Genomic DNA, 17,624 nt, shown 5'->3' with positions numbered 1-17,624 from the left:
AAAAACGAGCCCGGGCGGACTCGTTTTGCCTACTCTTTTATTCCTTCTTCATCGTATATCTTAACGCTCAAGACCATCCCGATACAAAGCATATTAATTAATAGAGATGTTCCCCCATAACTGACGAACGGAAGCGTAATACCTGTCAGCGGCATCAAACCGATCAGCATCCCGACATTCTCGAAGATCTGGAAAACGTACATCGCTACAACACCCACAATAATATAGGCCCCGCTTCTGTTCCTGCTTTGAATAGCAATCAGAATCATACGGTAGATCAGGAAGAAATACAGCATAAGCATGATAGCTGCACCGCGGAAGCCGAACTCTTCTCCAACCACTACGAAAATCGCATCCGAATACGCATAAGGAATGAAGTTGGAGTGAATCGAGCTTCCATTCAGGTAACCTTCTCCGCCAAGTCCACCCGAACCGATCGCCCGTAGGGAGTTCTCTGCCTGATATCTTAGGTTATAATTCGCTCGTTCCGGAAATAAAAATGTATCTACTCGATCAAACCAGTGTTTTTTAAAACCTAAATATTCGCCAAGATAATGCTTAAACAACCAAGGATACATGGAATAAAAATAGATCGCGACAATAAGGGCGCCTCCGATGACGACAAGCGCGAAAAGCGCATGAGAGTATTTCATATTCCCGATCCAGTACATCCCGATGAGAATGCCGATTAATATAACGGCGTTTCCTAAATCCGGTTGTACAAACACAAGACCGAAAGGAAGTAAGGTAATCAGACCCATCGGTATAACGTCTCTTATTAACAGGAGATCCTCTCCCTGCTTCTTGTGCAGCCAGGCTGCAAGAGCAATGATCAGGACCAGCTTCATCAATTCGGCAGGCTGAAAGGAAAAGTCCTCTGTTATCTTGATCCAGCCGCTGGATCCATTAATTACTTCAGCTGTTCTCCACACATAGACAAGCAGCACTATCGTAATTAAATACGGATAAAGGGAAAACCGGACCAGAATCCGGTAATCAAAAAAACTGCTGGCTACCAGAGCAATTAAGGCCATCACATAGATGATAATCTGTTTTTTCAGAGGAATATTGATCAAAGGATCACTTACATCGGCGCTGTGTACAAGTAGAGAACTTATAACCATAAAAACCAGCAAAATAAGAATGATGGTGTAGTCCAACTTTTTTAATTTTGCAAGCATGGGGCGATCATCCTAATTTAAAAAACTGTTTTAATTTGGTGAACATACCGGGTTTCTGCTCTAGCGGCATTAACGGTACCGATTCCCCGAGTATACGACGGGCCACATTGCGGTAAGCAATTGCAGCGCGCGAAGTCGGATTCATAACCGTCGGTTCACCTGCGTTAGCAGCTTTAATCACATGCTCGTCATCCGGTACAATCCCGAGCAGATCGATCGCGAGTACCGAGCAAATTTCATCGATATCCAGCATTTCGCCCTTCTTGACCATGTTGTGACGAATGCGGTTGATGATAAGCTTAGGAGCATGGATTTTCTCATTCTCGAGCAGTCCGATAATACGGTCCGCATCGCGGACGGCCGCATTCTCCGGCGTGGTCACCACAATCGCCTTATCCGCACCGGCAACGGCATTGCGGAAACCCTGCTCGATTCCGGCAGGGCAGTCGATAATTACAAAATCAAAATCTTTCTTAAGCTCCAGTACGATGTCCTTTACGCTCTCCGGGGAAACCGCATGCTTGTCTTTGGTCTGCGCAGCAGGGAGCAGATACAATTCCTCGAACCGTTTATCCTTGATCAGTGCCTGGGGCAGCCTGCAGCGTCCCTCAACGACATCCACCAGATCATAGATAATGCGGTTCTCCAATCCCATGACAACGTCCAGATTGCGCAGCCCGATATCCGTGTCGACCATACATACTTTCTTGCCCTGCAGAGCGAGTGCGGTCCCTACATTAGCCGACGTGGTCGTTTTGCCGACGCCGCCTTTTCCGGAAGTAACGACGATTGCCTCTCCCATGGTATTCACTCCTCAGCGATCCGATTATTGCGTACAAAACTGCCGCTTATGCGGTCCGTCTTTGTTCTATGCAAGCACCATGCGGTGCATTCCATTCAATTTGTCGATTTCCATATGACCGTCTTTGATGCAGGCATATTCCATGAAAGCCTCCTGGAACCCCCATTCATCTGGAGGACGGCTAATTACACTCGCAATACGCAGCTGAGTCGGACGCATATGAGAAGCCGCGATAATCGCTGTGTCATCTCCATCCGACCCGGCATGAGCCATACCTCTGAGTGAGCCCATTATGTAAATACTGCCGGTACACAGGATAGTACCCCCAGGATTCACATCTCCCAAATAAAGAAGATTCCCATCGTGCTGCAAAGTCTGTCCAGAGCGGATCATACCTTTGAGCACGGTGATCGGCGCTGCGGTTCCGGCAAGCGGTTCCGGTTCATCGGATTCAATGGATTGTATAAGAAGATTGCCCTTCTGTCCGATGATAGCCCGGATTTCCTCTTTTTCTTCATCGCTGACAATGCGCCTGCCAAGTCTTACATGGACATGCACGATGGGGCCTGTCAATATGCGGTCATGGGTGCTTTCCAGCTTATGCCGCAATTCATCCAGAACAGCCGCCAGCTCGCAAGAATCATCGAGAAGAAAGTTTAGGCCGTCTTTGACTCCCTTAATAATCACATGATGTTTACCAGCCGTCGTCATAAACGTTCCTACCTCCCACCCCATACAATTCGGCTTGCAGGCTGTGTTCTCCTGCCGGGGCGTATCCCGCAGGCAAATTTATTAATCCGCCTGAACCTTCTGACCTTGCAGGGCTTCCATCAGCTTCCGCATCGGAATATACACCGCAAGAGCAAAAAGCATATTGAATAACACGCTCGGCAACATAATATGGGTAAACGCAAATTCAAAGTCCATGTTCATAACATCAAATAAGCGGTATACCCCATACTTGGTCAGTTCGAACAACAGCACCCCGATCCCCATCATCAATAAGGTAGACAGGATCAGGCCGCTTTGCCTCCGGGGCATCATTCCCGCAATATAGCCAATCAAGCCGAAGCCGAAAGAATACACGCCGAGAATATGTCCGTAATAAACAAAATCATGAAGCATACCGAAGGCTAGACCATAGAGCAGGGCCGAATGCCGGTTTAAATAAAGTCCGATGTACAAAATAATAATAAGCATAAAATTAGAAGATATCTGAACGATATCCTGCCAGTTCTGAGGGATAAGCCAATGAATAAGAGACCCTTCCAGAATAAGCAGTCCCATTAAAATGAGCCAGAGCGAGTTACGAATCATGATCATTTCACCTCGGGCACTTCAACAATGAACACTTCATAGATGTGCCGGAAATCGGCGAATGGCTTCACAGCGACTTTGTGCGTAATTCCGAAGTCTCCGGGTTCACGGGAAACAACCGTTCCTACAGGAATTCCGCTCGGGAATACTTTGCCCAGGCCCGATGTAATTACGGTATCCCCAATTTCAAGCCTGTCATTGACATCTACCTGATTCATGATCAACAGGCCTTTCTCCTTATCGAAGGATTGAATCATTCCATAGGAGCCTTGGTTCTGACCTGATTTATACTCTTTTCCTTTAACCGTAGCGGCAATTGCTTTGGATTTGTTCGCTTGCGTATCGCTAAGATCGGTAAGAAGCTGTACGTTAGAGGTAAACTCGGTAACGGTCAGAACCCTGCCGAGCATGCCGTCCACGTTCATAACGGCCATATTCGGTTTGATCCCGTCTTTCTCACCCAGATTCACGGTAATCGTCCCGTTATAAGGATCGGGACTTGCAGCTATCACATCCGCAATCCGGTACCGGTAATTCGATACCTGTTTCTGCCGCTCTGTAAATTCCAGAGCTTCTTTATATCTCTTATTCTGGTCTTCCAGCGAATTCAGCTGCTGGGTAGCCAGTGCGTAATCGGTAAGCCTCTTCTTAAGGATCTGATTCTCCTCATGAATGGTCTTAAGTTTGCTTACGTCTTCAAAGAAACCTGAAACACTTGCAGCCGGTCGGTAGAACAGGCTTTGTGTCCAAGCGATGGAGTCTTTCAAAAATTTCTCCGGCCAGTAAAAACTAGTCCGACCGCTAAGCGTAAGACCCATCAGAATAAAAAAACAGATGAGTCCCAGCATTAGCACGATCAGCCTTTTGTTCCCCATGAATTTTAACAATTCAGCACCTTCTCACGTCGTCGCGATTAGACTAACGTCTGTACTTGGCGCCAGATCTTGCGCCTTTGAACAGATGAATATGGTCGAGAGCACGACCTGTACCGATGGCTACACAATCCAGAGGGTTATCTGCCACAATGACAGGCATTCCTGTTTCGCCTGCAAGGAGCTTATCCATATTACGCAGAAGAGCGCCTCCGCCTGTCAGCACGATACCGCGGTCCATGATGTCTGCAGCGAGCTCCGGCGGGCACTTCTCCAAAGTTACTTTGACCGCGTCAATAATGGCATTGACGGTGTCTGTCAAAGCATCTGTAATTTCGTCTGAAGTGACGGAAATTGTCTTGGGCAGACCTGTGACGAGGTCACGACCGCGAATTTCAAGGAATTCAGGCTGCTCCATCGGCAGCGCGGAACCCACTTCCATTTTGAGCGTCTCTGCAGTCCGCTCACCGATCATCAGGTTATACGTGCGCTTAATGTACTGGGTAATCGCTTCGTCCATTTCATCACCGGCGATCCGGATGGAACGGCTAGTTACGATGCCGCCGAGAGAAATTACGGCAACTTCGGTCGTACCGCCGCCGATATCCACAACCATGCTTCCGGTCGGTTCCCAAACCGGCAGATCCGCGCCAATAGCCGCAGCAAAAGGTTCCTCGATGGTATAGGCATCGCGTGCGCCTGCCTGCTTCGTAGCATCTTCTACCGCGCGCTTTTCAACTGCGGTAATTCCGGACGGTACGCAAACCATCACGTTAGGATGCCTTTGGAACATAAAGCGGTCTTTCTGTGCCTGGCGCAAGAAATAACGGATCATTGTAGCCGTTGTTTCAAAATCGGCAATAACGCCATCTTTCATCGGACGAATCGCACGGATGTTGCCCGGAGTCCGGCCGATCATTTTCTTAGCATTGTCGCCGACAGCCACAATAGTTTTGGTATCCGTACGAATCGCAACGACCGACGGTTCCCTCACTATAATGCCTTTTCCTTTTAAATACACCAATGTATTGGCAGTACCCAAATCGATACCTAAATCCTTTGTAAAGCCTCCGAACATAATAAAACGGCTCCTTCCCAAAATCCATCTTCTCTCTGATTAGCTGCTCAACAGGCAGCAAAATACCGACGGTTTATTGTTTTCGTCATAGTTTTCGTATTCATTGTCGAAATTAGGGGTCTTTCTCGAACATAATCTCTATTATATTACATATGACCTTGCTCCTTCAAACTGACGTAGCGATCGTCACCGATGACCACATGATCCAGTACATCAATACCGATAATTTCGCCTGCTTCGATCAGCCTGAGAGTGAGTTCAATGTCCTGTGGGCTTGGCGTAGGATCCCCGCTGGGATGGTTATGTACGCATACGATAGAAGCGCTGCTGCGCTGGATGGCAGCCCGGAAAACTTCCCGCGGATGTACAATGGAGGCATTCAGAGTGCCGATAGACAGCGTTTCTCTGCCGATGATGTGGTTCTTGGTATTGAGGAACAAACAAACGAAATGTTCTTTCTGCAAATATCGCAATTCATCCTTCAGCAAGTCAAAAACATCAAATGGAGAGCGCACTGTCGTAGTCTCATCCATCCGGGTCCGCGAAATTCGGCGGCCGAGTTCAATTCCTGCCATGATCTGCAGTGCCTTGGCATCGCCGATGCCTTTGATCCGGGTGAGCTCCTCTCTGCTGGTCTCAACTAACCCGCGTAAACCGCCGCTTTCGGACAATATCCGCTGAGCCAGACCAAGTGCAGATTCAGAATAAGTTCCGGTACGCACCAGAATAGCAAGCAGCTCCGCGCTGCTGAGCGATGAGGCCCCTACCTGCATCATTCTCTCGCGCGGCCTCTCTTCGGACGGAATCTCGCGCAAGGTGACAATTGATGATATCATATATTCCCTTCTTCCGGTATGTAGTTTACGAAATTCCTGATATTCCCTAAGCCGGAATTCTCTATGTATCCGGGCAGTAAAATAGTCTTTTGATAAAAAGAACGAACCAAAGAAAGAGAATAAGCTTGCAGGGGCTTCTATGTAACGACGAAGCAAGCCGCTTGAAAGTCTGCAGCATGAATATATTTTGTTACTGCGCCGCAATAGAAACAGAATAATTTGTCGTGCGAGATTGCTTTTGCAGAAGGTGTGTACCAAGGAAGTGCCTGAAAAATAACGGCCGTGGGCATGTCCTTACGCTTGTTACAGATAAGTCGCAGCTAGCCTGTGAGCTTACTGTGTGAGTATTTTGTGGGAACAGTTTTACGGGAGTAGGGTTTGGGTTTGGGTTTGGGTTTGGGTTTGGGTTTGGGTTTGGGTTTGGGTTTGGGTTTGGGTTTGGGTTTGGGTTTGGGTTTGGGTTTGGGTTTGGGTTTGCGTTTGGGTTTGCGTTTGGGTTTGCGTTTGGGTTTGCGTTTGGGTTTGCGTTTGGGTTTGCGTTTGGGTTTGGGTTTGCGTTTGGGTTTGCGTTTGGGTTTGGGTTTGGGGAGTTGCATACGGAAGGACTAGCTGCCTCTGCCTGACAGGAGCAGGCATACAGCACGTGCCCGCTCGTTAAGTCAGAAGGTTTAAGAAATAACGGCAGGCACCGGTTATAATACTGCGTTCTTCTCGGATTGGTTTAACTTGCGAAGCATACTTCCAATCGTAACGCCTTTGAGATAGTGAATCATATTCTGTTCAGCTCCATCGAGCATTTCATCCATAACGTTCTGCATATTAGCAGAAATAACACAATCGTCATCTTCATTACCTGAACACCAATGGGGCTTGAGTGTTCCTAGGGAGGTCAATGTGTAAATGTCCCCCAGAGTAATCAGGTCCGGGTCGCAGTTAAGGATAAACCCTCCCCCGCAGCCTTCTTTGGTCCGGACATATCCTGCTTTGCGCAAACAGCCCATAATTTTACGGATACGCGCAGAATGTGTCGAAACATTAAGGGCGATATCGTCACTCGAAGCCATATGCTCCGGCAGATGGGCCAGTAGCACCAGACTGTGAACCGCGATCGTAAACTCACTGTTCATGACAAAAGCACCTCCTTCTCCTGATGTCCTCCTTATTGTACCAGAAGCGGGGGATCTTGAAAACGGCCGGAACGACTCCGCATGGCTTTTATAGGACCATAATCCCAAAAGGGATGAGCATGTCGCTCAGCAGGGAGACCGGCAAGCCTACCACATTGAAATAATCCCCCTCGATTCCTTCTATCAATGAAGCCCCGATTCCTTGAATTCCATACGAACCGGCTTTATCCGAAGGTTCTCCCGTGGCGATGTAGCGCCGGATTTGGCCCGCATCCATCGGTTTCATATGTACACTTGTTCTCCGGTGACGGACTTCTCGCATGCTCCCGTTCACACGAAGACAAGCTACACCGCTGTAAACCTCGTGCGTCTTTCCTTGCAGTGAAGAAAGCATCCGGAAAGCATCCTCTTCATCCACAGGCTTGCCCAGCACCTGTCCCTCCAGTACCACAATGGTGTCCGATCCGATAACCACGGTCTCCTGGTCGTGCGGACTGGAGTGAAAACGCCCGGAGACTGCCTCTGCTTTGCGGATTGCAAGCGCCTCTACAATTTGCGGCGGAGTCAGACCCGGAGTAACACTTTCGTCAACATCACTCACTACAATTTCAAACGCAAGCCCCATCCCTTGTAACAGTTCCTGCCGCCGGGGCGACGAAGAAGCCAAAATGATCCGTGGTATGGTTGTACTGGTTGGTCTCTGCATTTCATCCATGAACTAAAGCCTCCCGAAAATTTGTGACAAGTTAAATACATGCAGCCTGAGAATGCTCTTAGGCTGCCTTCCCGACTATAGCGGCCTGGTAGCCAATAAACGGTGAAAACCGCTATCTATTGCTTATACTTTGCGGTACAGCCAGAAGGCAGCAGCCAATCCGAGGATACTGCACAAATTCAGCTTAATTTGAAGATTGATGTCGTAACTGATCACCTGGAGATCTGCCCGAGGCTGCCAGACAATGCTTGTCGATTGGGTGAGGAATGACAGGGCTTTGACAGGAGCCAGCAGCTGACCCGTTATAATGCCGACAATAAGACCGATGATCAGAAATAAGATAAGGGTGAAGCCATTTTTCTTCATTCATTACCCTCTCTTCCCTTGTTTCCCCATAATTATACGGAACCTCCTGACTACGTTCAATCCAAGAAAACAACAATTTGTAACATATTTCTTGCTTACGGCACTGGTAAGTTCCTGTACAATTGGAAACGGGAGGGGAATTCCAGATGAGAAAAAGCAGCAAACTCCTATGGCTGACCCTTGTGCTTCTGCTCGTTTTCCCTTATGAAGCTATGGCCTACAAAGTAGTAGTAGACCCTGGCCATGGCGGGAGCGATCCGGGAGCCATCGGTGTAAACGGTTTGAAAGAAAAGACGGTGAATCTCGATATTTCACTGAAACTCCGGGATGAATTGATCAAAAAAGGAATCGGAGTGGTCATGACACGATCGGACGACCGTTACTTGACACTTGCCGAGCGAGTGGAATTCACAAATGCCCAAAAAGCAGATATTCTCGTCTCCGTGCATGCGAATTCCAATCCAAGCTCATCACCGGGCGGTTCGCAGGTGCTCTATTATGACAGCGCTTATCCGCAGTCAAGTTATCCAGCCAGCCCTGAGATGGAAGCACTCACACCTTACAGTAAGCAGCTCGCGCAAAAAGTGCTGAACTCCGTGCTGAAGCAGACCGGTCTTAAGGATCAGGGGCTTGTCCCAAGCGCTGTCTATGTGGTCCGCAAAGGTACGATTCCAAGCGTACTGGTAGAGACAGCGTTTCTGAGCAACTCCAAGGAAGCTGCAATGCTTGCAGATTCCGCTTTTCGCCAGAAAATGGCCAAAGCGATTGCGGACGGTATCGCTGAGTTCCAGCCGCCTGTTTTTGCAGATACGTCGGTCCACTGGGCTAAAGACGCTATCCTGCGCATGAAGAACAAGGGCTGGATGGAGGGAATCGGGAATCTGTTCGAGCCTAACCGCGCTTTGACACGTGCCGAATTCGTGACCGTGATGGACAGAGTCTTCCATCTTGACGGCCTGACTTCAGACGGTCCTGATAACGAAGTGCCTGTCTTCAGCGATTTAAAAAGCAATCATTGGTCCTACACGGTCATGTCCAAAGCCGTCCGACTCGGACTGCTGGACGGATACGAGGACCATACGGTTCGTCCGAACCAGCCGATTACGCGTGGAGAAGTAGCAGCCGTTTTTCAACGGCTGCGGCAAATGACCGGCGTACCTACTCAGACGCCGCCAAGCGGCAGCCTTGTTTTCAATGATGTGCCAGCCTCCGCCTGGTATGCGCCAGCGGTTTTTACACTTAAAAAAGCAGGCATCATTGATGGCGTGACCAACACCGAATTCAAACCGAACCGTTACATATCCAGAGCGGAAATTGCCGCAATGATGGACCGATACGCTACAAATCAGCCATAGAATACAACAAGAAAACAACGCCTGGACATAAACAGACCAGGCGTTGTTTTCTTGTTGTAGAAGCAAGTCTAACGGCTGTTGGTTCTGGCCGTTGCAGTACTGAACTCTGCGTAATTTCACTACTGCTTAATTTCGCTTAAGCCCCTCTGCGCGGATAAACGGCCGCGCCTAAGCCGAAGCTGCGGTCAGCAGCTTCATCAGCTGCTTCTCGGCGACGACGTACTGCATCAGCGCCTCCTGCGCCTCCGCAAGAAGGCCGGCAGCCGGCGCTTTGGCATAGTCGCCGAGCTTCGCTACCGCCCGGCCGAGAGCGGCATTCATCGCGTCGATCTGCGGCTTGGCCGCGTCGGGGACGCCGGCTCCGACCGCCGGCTGCAGTGCCGCCCACGTGCTCCGGGCGGCAGTCAGCTGCTGCAGCGACGCCGCATCGAGCGCGCCCGGGGCCGCTTCCGCAAGCTCCGCTGCGGAGAGACTGCCGGCCGTGCCCGCCAGCTTCGCGCCCTGCGCGAGGTAATCCGCGAGCGGCTGGGCGCTGCCGCTCTTCCAGAACACCTTGCCGACAGCAGGAAGATCCAGCGGCTTCGCGAAGACCTCCATCTTCTTCGCGGCAAGAGCGTTCTTCAGCTTGGCGGCGTCCTCCTTGCTCCCGGCGACACCGACGTACACCGTCGTCTTGGCCCCGGGCTCCGCAACCGCCGCAGCGCCCTTGCTCCGCGCGTCGGAACGCGCCGTCTCCGCGCTCTGCGGCGTGCTGAAGATGCCATGCTGCAGCACCGTGTAGGAACGCGCAGGGATTGACACAGCAGCGGAGTTGCCGCCTACCGGCGTCAATGCTGTGCCGGCGGCCCCCGCGGCCGGAGCCGTGACGCCAGGAAGGGCTGCAGAGTCTTCCGGCTTCTGCGTCGGCGTGGTGACGCCGCTGACCGGCTGAGAGGTTACGACCGCAGACTGGCCCACGTCGATAGAAATCGGCTTCTCACTGTTTCCCGAGAACATGGATAACACAAAATAGCCAAAAGCTGTGCCGGTTACAAGCGCGCCCGCTACGGAGGTCGCCACCTTCAGCCAGCCTCCTTTGTCACCGGAACGGGCATAGCGGACTCCGCCAGTCCCCGGCTCATCCCAGTGCAGCCGGTTATACGGATCTTCATAAACGGGCCCCCGTTCTTGAACTTCTTCATACGGAACTGGACGGCGGTGACTTTCTGTATGGAGCTCATACTTTTCAAACTGCAAATCCCGTCTGTTTTCCCTAGAAAAGTCAGGCTCATCATCTTCATCTAAAGCTTCCGGCGCATAAGATGGCGCTAATTCCTTGTTCTCTTCCTTTATTTTCTTCTCGTTCACGGGATAAACAAAATCAGTATCCGTTTGCCTGTTGTGAGCTTCTATTCTGTCTTGCTTATGAGAAGCCTCCCGGCCCGAAGAGACAGGTTCAGAACTATCCCTGTATTTCTGCTCCATTTCCCATTCGTACGTACCGAATTCCGGCTTTCTGTCCCGAGCTGCATATTCATACCGATCCCCCGTCAAGACCGGATCTTTACTTCCTGACAACCCCGGTTTATTCTCTGCGGAGGTACGAGTTTTTCCACGCCTCTGATCCTGTGCTTCTTGATCCGCAGGGTTAGATTCGCGAATGAGCCGGGCGATACGTTCTGTTTCCTCATCAAAAGGGCTCTGCCAGGATCCAAAGTCAGAAGTAAATTCATTCAATCCTTCATGTTCATGCGCAGGTCCTCTCCTGTGTTTGCCGGTGTCAGCACCCCCGTGCCCACCTCCGGCGTCCGGTGATACGGTATTATCCTCCCTCCAGAGCGTTTCGGATACGGAGAACTCCTCTCTTGTCAGAGGTATAATTTTGCCGCCTGATTTATGATCTTTATGTTCCGGGCGGTCATATTCCTCATCCATCCGGTACGTAATTCTCGCTTTATTCATGATCTTCCTCTCCTTATGACTGTTCTGCTATGAGTCTATGAACCGCAAAAGGAGAATATGCCTATCGCTTGCACAAGATTGATAGATTTGTGGTCCGTCACCGTACAGAGTCCCTCAAACACAAAAAAGCTCCCCTTCATCCGAAGATGCAGGAGAGCTTGTGAGTCATATATACAGTTACCTTGCAGACCGGAGTTTCTCCGGATTATTCTTCGTAACGGGCACGCAGAGTCTTAGCTAGACCATCGGCCGTTTTCCAGATGTCGCCTGCGCCCATCGTAATCACAAGATCCCCCGGCTTGACGCGTTCGGTCAGGTAAGTCTCCGCTTCATGGCGGGTCGGGATGTAAGTAACATTCGGATTGCTGTTCTTACGGATCATCTCAACCAGCTTCTCGGAGGAGATTCCTTCGATCTGTTTCTCTCCCGCAGGCGAGTAGATGTCCGTAATAAGCACTTCGTCCGCTTCTTTAAAAGCATGACTGAACTGCTCGAATAAGTAAAAGGTGCGGGTATACCGCTGCGGCTGGAACACAGCAATTAGATGCTTGCCGGTTGCTTTGGCAGCGCTGATCGTCGCTTCGATCTCTGTCGGGTGGTGAGCGTAGTCGTCAATGACCAGGATGTCATTCACCTCGCCAAGCACCTGGAATCTGCGCTTCGCGCCGCGGAATTCCTCAATGGCAGCGGCTACCTGCCCGAAGGTCAGTCCCGATTCCATACACGCAATCAGAGCGGCCAGCGCATTGTAGACATTGAAACGTCCGGGTACCGACAGACGCATCCTCCCCAGTGTCTCGCCTCCACGCAGTACGGTGAATGCGACTTTACGATCGCCAAGTTCTATATCCGTTGCCATGTAATCCGCCTCACGGTCGATTGCAAAAGTAACCGTCTTGCTGCGGATTTGCGGCACCATTGCACGCAGATGCTCATCGTCCAGACAAATAATCGCACGGCCGTCTTCACGAACCTGACTCAAGAACTGGGCATAGGCAAGCTTCAAATTCTCGAAATTCCCGTCATAGTTCTCCAGATGATCGGCTTCGATATTATTTACGATGGCAAGGGTCGGATGATACTGCAGGAAAGTTCCGTCGCTCTCGTCCGCCTCAGCCACTACATAGTCGCCTTTGCCCGCTTTGGCATTGGAGCCGATGTTCATGATTTCGCCGCCGATGATATAGGTCGGGTCTGTTCCGCAGCGTTCCATCACGAGTGCAATCATGGAAGAGGTGGTGGTTTTACCGTGCGCACCCGCAACGGCAATCCCTTTACGCTCATTCATGAGCCTTGCAAGCATCTGGGAACGGTGGATGATCGGAATATTCAATTCCCCTGCCGCAACCATTTCCACATTATCTTTGGATAAAGCCGTGGAGTACACGACCAGATCTGCGCCCTCTACGTTCTGCGCTTCGTGGCCGATAAAAACGCGGGCTCCTTTGGCTCTGAGCTTCTCGGTCAGTTCCTGCTGGGCAAGATCGGAGCCGGATACCTGATAGCCCATTTCGAGCATCACCTTAGCGATTGCACTCATGCCGTATCCGCCGATGCCGATAAAGTGTACGTGTTCTAGAGTATTCAATGTCGTTCTCACCATCCTTTTTCAGAGTCGGTCGTGTATAAGAGCCAAGAACGAACATCGGAGATCATATAGAGCGTGCCGGATACGACCGCCAAATCTTCCTGTCCCGTTCGCTGCTTTAACTGTTCAAGCGCCAGCTTCCAATCCGATTCCACTACGATTTCAATATCACGGTCTACTTGTAGTTCCTGTAGTGTTTCTTTGGCACGCTGGGCAAGCCGGGAAGCACTTTCTTTTTTATGAAAATCCGGTTCCGTAACAATAAGGGTATCCACCATTGGTAGTATATGCCTGAAATACCCGGGTTGATTCTTAGTGGACAACATGCCGATCATCAAATGAAGTTTCTTATACGTGTAAATATCCTCCAGGGCAGCTGCCAGGGTTTGCGCCCCTTCTGGATTGTGCGCGCCATCCAGCAAAATGCGGGGCGACTCCGACACCATTTCAAGGCGTCCCGGCCATTTGGTTTTGCTCATAGCTGCATACAAGTCTTCTTCTTCGACAATAAGCGCATTGTACTGCCGCAGTACTTCGAGTGTCATGAGCGCGGCAGCCGCATTCTTGAATTGATGCGCCCCGTCCAGCGAAACAGGCACATTCTCGATTCTGCGGAAAGGGCCGTTAAAATTCAGCCGCTGCTCACCCAAACCGGCAGATACCGACTCATAGCTAAAGTGCTCACCCAGCACATAGGCTGTCGCGCGCTTACTTTTGGCTTCATTCTTGAAGAGCTCGATAAGCTCCGGCTGCTCCACCGTCGTAATAAGCGGAACGCCCGGTTTGATAATACCGGCTTTCTCCATAGCGACTTTCTCAAGTGAGTCTCCCAGAATGTCCATATGATCATGACCAATGTTCGTGATGACAGATACGACCGGAGCTACTATATTGGTGCAGTCCAGTCTTCCGCCGAGTCCCACTTCCAGGACTACGTAGTCCGGGTATGTAACGGTCCCGAAATAAAGCAAAGCGAGCGCTGTGCAGATTTCAAACATCGACGGGGAACCGAGCTCCGTAGCCGCGATTTCATCCGCGACCGGTTTCAAGCGGTTTGCCAGTCTCAGCAAAGTCTCTTCTTCTATGTCTTGACCGTTATACTGTATACGGTTCGTAAACTTCTCCAGATATGGGGAGGTAAAAGAACCGACATCATAACCGCATTGTCTCAAAACTTGAGTTAAAAAGGCGCAAGTGGAGCCTTTGCCGTTCGTTCCGCCTACATGAATGAACTTCAATCTGCGATGAGGATGGTTCAATTTCTCCATCAGCAGCTCCATCCTCTGAAGTCCCGGTTTGATTCCGACGGGAATTAAACCATTAATCCAGTTTACCGCTTCGCTATACTGCCTGAACGCGGGAATGGCTGTTCCTTGTTCTTCCATCATAATCATCCCTTTAGTTGATATGAATCGCGGTGCCTCCGCCGTTAAAGGGCGTCATGCACCGCGATTATAAAAGTGTTATGCGCTATTCTTTGAGCTCGGCCAAACGAGCCTGTACTTTATCCCGTTTCTCGGCATAATCGGCCATTTTGGCTTTCTCTTCTTCAATAACTTTGGCTGGAGCCTTGGCGATGAAGCCTTCATTCGAGAGCTTCTTCTCAATCCGGCTGACTTCGCCGTTCAATGTCTGGATTTCTTTCTCCAGACGGGCGACTTCCTGGCCGATATCGATTAAGCCTGCAAGCGGGAAGAACAGCTCCGCGCCTGTCACTACAGCGGTCATAGCCTTATCCGGCGATGCAATATCCATGGAGATGCTCAGCTCGGAAGTGCTGCAGAAGCGGCGGATGTATTCTTCGTTGCGCGACAGAATCGTCTGCGCGTCCGGAGTAGACGGTTTGACGAGCAGCTCGACTTTCTTGCTCATCGGAACGTTGACTTCCGCCCGGATATTCCGTACGGCACGGATCACGTCCATGAGCAGTTCCATCTCGCGCACAGCATCGGCAGCTTCGAACTTCTCGTCATAAGCCGGCCACGCTGCCAGCGTGATCGTGTCGCCTTCGTGCGGCAGATGCTGCCAGATTTCTTCAGAGATAAACGGCATGAACGGGTGAATCAGGCGCTGCGTACGATCGAGTACGTAAGCGAGTACGGACTGAGTCGTTTTCTTCGCCGCTTCGTCCTGACCGTACAGGGACAGCTTACTGAATTCGATGTACCAGTCGCAAAGATCATCCCAGATGAAGTTGTACAGCAGACGGCCGGTTTCGCCGAATTCGTACAGATCAATCAAGCGCGTCACTTCACGGGACGTTTCGTTCAGACGGTGCAGGATCCAGCGGTCTGCCGTTCCAAGCTCCCCGCTAAGATCGATGTCCGCCGCGGTGAAGCCTTCCAGATTCATCAGCGCAAAGCGCGATGCATTCCAGATCTTATTCGCGAAATTGCGAGTCTGCTCTACGCGTTCCATGCGGAAGCGCAGATCCTGGCCTGGCGTGCTGGAGGTGGAGAGCATGTATCGCATGGCATCTGCCCCGTAGTTCGCAATAACTTCGAGCGGATCTACGCCGTTGCCGAGCGATTTGGACATCTTACGTCCATCCGCATCCCGGATCAGACCGTGCATCAGCACATCTTGGAAAGGAACTTGATCCGTAAATTCAAGGCCGCTGAAAATCATCCGCGCTACCCAGAAATAAATGATGTCATAGCCGGTAACGAGTACATTGGTCGGATAGAAGCGCTGCAGATCTTCGGTCTGCTCAGGCCAGCCAAGGGTAGAGAAAGGCCACAGCGCGGAAGAGAACCAAGTATCCAGGACGTCTTCATCCTGGCGGATATTTTCACTGCAGCAATGCGAACATTGGTGAGCATCTTCATGAGCTACGGTTACTTCCTGGCAGTCCGAGCAATACCATGCCGGAACGCGGTGCCCCCACCACAACTGACGGGAGATACACCAGTCACGTACATTCTCGATCCAGTTCAGGTAAATCTTCTCGAAGCGGTCCGGTACAAAGTTAACGCCGGAACCGTTCTTCTGAGCTTCGATTGCGCGGTCGGCGAGCGGCTTCATCTTAACGAACCACTGCGTGGACAAGTAAGGTTCCACGACGGCGCCGCTGCGCTCACTGTGGCCAACCTGGTGTATGTGCTCCTCGATTTTGACGAGGATACCCTGTTCCTGAAGATCCGCCACAATCTTCTTGCGGCAATCCGCGCGGTCCAGTCCCTGATACGGGCCTGCATTGCTGTTCATTGTGCCGGATTCGTCCATCACGAGAATTTGCGGCAGATCGTGACGCTTACCTACTTCAAAGTCGTTCGGATCGTGAGCCGGCGTGATTTTAACCGCACCGCTTCCGAAATCCTTTTCTACATACTCATCTGCAATAACCGGAATCTCGCGGCCCACAACCGGAAGCACGAGCATTTTACCGATCATATGTTTGTAACGGTCATCCTCCGGGTGAACGGCTACGGCTGTATCGCCAAGCATCGTCTCCGGACGCGTGGTAGCGACGGTAATCGAGCCGCTGCCGTCCTTGAGCGGGTATACGAGATGGTACAGGTTGCCCTGCACTTCTTTATATTCAACCTCGATGTCAGACAGGGCCGTCTGCGCTTTCGGGTCCCAGTTAATAATGTATTTGCCCCGGTAAATGAGCCCTTTGTTATAGAGGCTTACGAATACTTCACGCACGGCTTTGGACAAACCTTCATCGAGCGTAAAACGCTCGCGGGAATAATCAAGAGAAAAGCCCATTTTGGCCCACTGGTCCCGGATCGTATTGGCGTAGAGGTCTTTCCATTCCCAGACCTTCTCCAGGAATTTCTCGCGGCCCAGATCATGGCGGGATAATCCTTCCGCACGCAAATTCTGTTCAACTTTGGTTTGTGTAGCGATACCCGCATGGTCCGATCCCGGAAGCCACAGCGTATCGTAGCCCTGCATCCGCTTCGTACGGATCAGAATATCCTGCAGGGTGAAATCAAGCGCATGGCCCAGATGCAGCATGCCTGTTACGTTCGGCGGGGGAATAACGATCGTATAAGTCTCCGCATCCGGACGCTGGCCCGCACGAAAGTATCCGTTCTTGATCCAATAGTCGTACCACTTCTTCTCGCTTTGCGAGGGATCATACGTAGTCGGCATGGAAACCGAAGTTTTATCGTTTGTTTCTGCCATAGTCCATTTCCTCCATTTCAAATACCTGCACACTATTTAAGCCAACAAAAAAATCCTTCCGCCGCAAAGGACGAAAGGATGTGCTTCCGTGGTACCACCTTCATTTCACGCCCGTTCCGCGAGTAAAAGGAGACGGTGCATGACACTTGAGGCGCAGATAACGGTGCGGCCGGTTTGCGCTAATCGACTACCGTGTCCAGCACGGCAAAGCATTCACGCAAACAACTCCGGGGCGACTTCGTACGGCCGTCTTATCCCTGCGGAACCTTCCAGCGCTGCGGTTCCACTCTCTGAAGGGCTCGCCGTCTA

General features: G+C 50.9%; 16 protein-coding genes. 1 reads left to right on the top strand and 15 read right to left on the bottom strand.

Features of this window, described 5'->3' with window-relative positions:
* Positions 1 to 29 precede the first annotated feature (29 nt).
* The 11 genes from AR333_RS04760 to AR333_RS04710 form a co-directional block, all read right to left on the bottom strand.
* Entirely contained in the window at positions 30 to 1,181 is a 1,152-nt protein-coding gene (locus AR333_RS04760) for an FtsW/RodA/SpoVE family cell cycle protein (RefSeq protein ID WP_068774150.1), read from the bottom strand.
* Between the two features lie 7 nt (positions 1,182 to 1,188).
* Entirely contained in the window at positions 1,189 to 1,983 is a 795-nt protein-coding gene (gene minD, locus AR333_RS04755) for a septum site-determining protein MinD (RefSeq protein ID WP_068774149.1), read from the bottom strand.
* A 66-nt stretch (positions 1,984 to 2,049) separates the two neighbouring features.
* Positions 2,050 to 2,694, bottom strand: a complete 645-nt coding sequence (locus tag AR333_RS04750; RefSeq protein ID WP_068774148.1) for a septum site-determining protein MinC — start codon at positions 2,692 to 2,694, stop codon at positions 2,050 to 2,052.
* An 81-nt stretch (positions 2,695 to 2,775) separates the two neighbouring features.
* The gene (gene mreD, locus AR333_RS04745) at positions 2,776 to 3,300 is read right to left on the bottom strand and encodes a rod shape-determining protein MreD (RefSeq protein ID WP_068774147.1); all 525 of its coding nucleotides are present in this window, start codon (positions 3,298 to 3,300) and stop codon (positions 2,776 to 2,778) included.
* Positions 3,301 to 3,302: 2 nt separating this feature from the next.
* Positions 3,303 to 4,187, bottom strand: coding sequence for a rod shape-determining protein MreC (gene mreC, locus AR333_RS04740; protein WP_367583895.1), 885 nt, complete (start codon positions 4,185 to 4,187; stop codon positions 3,303 to 3,305).
* 31 nt (positions 4,188 to 4,218) lie between these two features.
* On the bottom strand, positions 4,219 to 5,250 hold the full coding sequence (locus AR333_RS04735) for a rod shape-determining protein (RefSeq protein ID WP_068774146.1): 1,032 nt from the start codon (positions 5,248 to 5,250) through the stop codon (positions 4,219 to 4,221).
* 146 nt (positions 5,251 to 5,396) lie between these two features.
* Entirely contained in the window at positions 5,397 to 6,086 is a 690-nt protein-coding gene (gene radC / locus AR333_RS04730) for a DNA repair protein RadC (protein ID WP_068774145.1), read from the bottom strand.
* Between the two features lie 320 nt (positions 6,087 to 6,406).
* Positions 6,407 to 6,682: a hypothetical protein gene (locus tag AR333_RS24550; protein WP_156430831.1), complete on the bottom strand. Its 276-nt coding sequence runs from the start codon at positions 6,680 to 6,682 to the stop codon at positions 6,407 to 6,409.
* Between the two features lie 96 nt (positions 6,683 to 6,778).
* Positions 6,779 to 7,213, bottom strand: coding sequence for an Rrf2 family transcriptional regulator (locus AR333_RS04720; protein ID WP_068774143.1), 435 nt, complete (start codon positions 7,211 to 7,213; stop codon positions 6,779 to 6,781).
* Between the two features lie 88 nt (positions 7,214 to 7,301).
* Complete coding sequence (locus AR333_RS04715) at positions 7,302 to 7,928, bottom strand: nucleoside triphosphate pyrophosphatase (protein WP_156430830.1); 627 nt, start codon at positions 7,926 to 7,928, stop codon at positions 7,302 to 7,304.
* Positions 7,929 to 8,051: 123 nt separating this feature from the next.
* Entirely contained in the window at positions 8,052 to 8,294 is a 243-nt protein-coding gene (locus tag AR333_RS04710) for a DUF4321 domain-containing protein (RefSeq protein ID WP_068774142.1), read from the bottom strand.
* Positions 8,295 to 8,440: 146 nt separating this feature from the next.
* On the opposite strand from AR333_RS04710, the gene AR333_RS04705 reads away from it, so the two are divergent.
* Complete coding sequence (locus AR333_RS04705) at positions 8,441 to 9,649, top strand: N-acetylmuramoyl-L-alanine amidase (RefSeq protein ID WP_068774141.1); 1,209 nt, start codon at positions 8,441 to 8,443, stop codon at positions 9,647 to 9,649.
* A gap of 168 nt (positions 9,650 to 9,817) precedes the next feature.
* Here the strand turns inward: AR333_RS04705 and AR333_RS04700 are convergent, their stop codons facing one another.
* The 4 genes from AR333_RS04700 to AR333_RS04685 form a co-directional block, all read right to left on the bottom strand.
* On the bottom strand, positions 9,818 to 11,590 hold the full coding sequence (locus AR333_RS04700; protein WP_068774140.1) for an SPOR domain-containing protein: 1,773 nt from the start codon (positions 11,588 to 11,590) through the stop codon (positions 9,818 to 9,820).
* 205 nt (positions 11,591 to 11,795) lie between these two features.
* Positions 11,796 to 13,178, bottom strand: coding sequence for a UDP-N-acetylmuramate--L-alanine ligase (murC, locus tag AR333_RS04695; RefSeq protein ID WP_068774139.1), 1,383 nt, complete (start codon positions 13,176 to 13,178; stop codon positions 11,796 to 11,798).
* 8 nt (positions 13,179 to 13,186) lie between these two features.
* Entirely contained in the window at positions 13,187 to 14,566 is a 1,380-nt protein-coding gene (locus AR333_RS04690) for a folylpolyglutamate synthase/dihydrofolate synthase family protein (RefSeq protein WP_068775125.1), read from the bottom strand.
* An 82-nt stretch (positions 14,567 to 14,648) separates the two neighbouring features.
* Positions 14,649 to 17,315, bottom strand: a complete 2,667-nt coding sequence (locus AR333_RS04685; RefSeq protein ID WP_068774138.1) for a valine--tRNA ligase — start codon at positions 17,313 to 17,315, stop codon at positions 14,649 to 14,651.
* Positions 17,316 to 17,624 lie beyond the last annotated feature (309 nt).

Origin of the sequence: Paenibacillus sp. FJAT-26967, from assembly GCF_001541095.1 — a bacterium.
GTDB lineage: Bacteria > Bacillota > Bacilli > Paenibacillales > NBRC-103111 > Paenibacillus_F.
This window is presented reverse-complemented; position numbering and strand designations above follow the sequence as displayed.